This is a genomic window from Neobacillus drentensis (genome assembly GCF_036966985.1).
Lineage (GTDB): Bacteria > Bacillota > Bacilli > Bacillales > Cytobacillaceae > Neobacillus > Neobacillus drentensis_E.
The window spans coordinates 1-1,983 of the sequence record NZ_JBALSN010000658.1; the positions used below are offsets into that span (position 1 = coordinate 1).

3 protein-coding genes and 1 pseudogene are annotated in these 1,983 nt (G+C 35.9%); 3 read left to right on the plus strand and 1 reads right to left on the minus strand.

Annotated features, from left to right (window positions below):
* A pseudogene (locus V7659_RS29925) lies at positions 1-94 on the minus strand (LysE family translocator); the annotation flags it as partial.
* Between the two features lie 305 nt (positions 95-399).
* Between V7659_RS29925 and V7659_RS29930 the strand changes: the two are divergent.
* The 3 genes from V7659_RS29930 to V7659_RS29940 form a co-directional block, all read left to right on the plus strand.
* Positions 400-1,146 carry a double-CXXCG motif protein gene (locus V7659_RS29930; protein WP_335543664.1) on the plus strand — a complete coding sequence of 249 codons (747 nt, stop codon included), beginning with the start codon at positions 400-402 and terminating at the stop codon, positions 1,144-1,146.
* 223 nt (positions 1,147-1,369) lie between these two features.
* Positions 1,370-1,681, plus strand: coding sequence for a hypothetical protein (locus V7659_RS29935; protein ID WP_335543665.1), 312 nt, complete (start codon positions 1,370-1,372; stop codon positions 1,679-1,681).
* Positions 1,682-1,747: 66 nt separating this feature from the next.
* A partial coding sequence (locus V7659_RS29940; RefSeq protein ID WP_335543671.1) for a VOC family protein occupies positions 1,748-1,983 on the plus strand: 236 nt, incomplete at its 3' end.

Below are 1,983 nucleotides of genomic sequence, written 5' to 3' on the forward strand. Positions count from 1 at the left end.
CTGTAAGAGTATTTTTGGTAGCAATGGCAGTATCGGGACCCGGTAAAATAATTAAAAGAATACACATAATTACAAACAGAAAAAAGTTTTCCATTTTATTATCTCCTTTCTCATAATGATAGGAACTAAAAGCGATTCTTAAACTTTATTATATATAAATCGTATGATTATTTGAACGTAAATTTCTTTCGATTGATTTCCTTATTGAACTACCGGGTGCTAGAGTTGAACCAAGTTCCTTAGCCCTTTGGTTGCTTTTTGTATTTTATAGCTAACTAGGCAGGTGAATGGATGTAAGAAATATGGGAATATAGCTTTAGGAAAAACACGACGGAAATCTTATTTGAATTTACTTAAATCTGTTATAAATAAACGAGAAGAAATTTAGGGGGCCTAAGGATGACAAGTTTTTGGAAAATGCAACAACCAGACTATATAACTGACCACCAAGAAAAGAGTATTAATGGATATGTCGAGCACCCTTATGGCTTACCGGGTGTAGAATGTACTGATTGCGGTGAGACTTGGTCCTCAACTAAGATACTTCCTTATAAATTGCCTTCAAATCTAAATGACATTTCAGATTTAAATACAACAGGTGTGGTTTCTGATAGCAGGCAGATAGAATTACAAGCTGCTATTCTTGAGAAATTGGAAAACTATAACGGGGATAGACTCTTACCTGGATATGAATTTCAACCAGTCTATCTTGATATACCTAGTGAACCAAGGGCTGACTTTTTATGGGCGAGTTTCGCTAGTGTTTTAATATCAGACCGAATAAGGGACATTTTCGTTGAAAATGACATAAATGGAGTAGTATTTTCTCCCGTTTATAAGAGGAAAATTGGGAAAAGGAAAATAAAGTACCCTTTCAAAGTGTCTAATGAAAGTTGTAATTACTCGGAATTAATCATAACATCCGAATCAAAAAGTCCACCTGGAGCAGAGGTTATATCAATCTGTGAAAGGTGTGGAAGAGAAGATATAAATGACGAAACGAGAAAGCTCGTAATGGTTCCGGAAATGTGGTGTGGGGACGATATCTTCTTTCTAAAAACCACCCTTTGGATAATTGTTACCGACAAGGTTAAATCTCTTATTGAAAGTGTGAATGCTACAAATGTTTACTTTGAAAAACTGTAACCCTTCTTCAACAAACGGGTGCGTTTCTTTAATTAAGGAGGAACGCTCGTTTTAACTAACAAAAACAATTTTTATCGTAAAAAATATAAATTTATGGGGAAAATTACTTGCGTAATAGTTTGTCCAATATTGCTATTTCAAAAGGGATGGGTATAGTAGTTTTTAAAAGGGTAAATTGTGCCACCAGAATGGCCCCCATGGTCTCCCCTAGGAGGTAAGCAAATTGAAAATATCTTATATTCTTGATGTTATCATAGCGATCACAGGCCCACTGTATGAATGGAGAAGTATTGATACAAGAAGAATTGATTCCCATATCCATCAATTGAATAAACTGCCATGGTTTCAAGAATTGTATCAGGAAGAAAAGTATCGAAAATTATTTGTGATGAACTATAGAACACGGCGATATTTAGATAGTCCGTTTCGGGTAAAGAGATTAATGAATAGTCCAAAGGCTCAGATACATTTTCTCAAAATGCTTAACAAACAATTAGAGAAGAAAAAGAGAGATAACGAAAAGCCATTGTGGTGAGGCTTATTCTTTTTGGGTCTAGTTATAGAAAAGTATGTTTATTCTTATATCAGGAGGTTGTTTAGTATGTCGAGAGAATTATGGTTGAACTTGCCAGTGCGAGAACCAGAACGGGCCAAGGCATTTTATATGCAGCTTGGTTTTCGGTTGAATGAAAAGTATGTAAGTCAAGACGGCTCATTCAGTTTAATCGTCGGAGATAATCAGGTTGTTTTAATGCTCTTTCCGGAATCCACGTTCTGCGGTTTTACTGGTAATGCAGTTGCGGGCTCGTGGCAGGGCACTGAGGTGTTATTCTCACT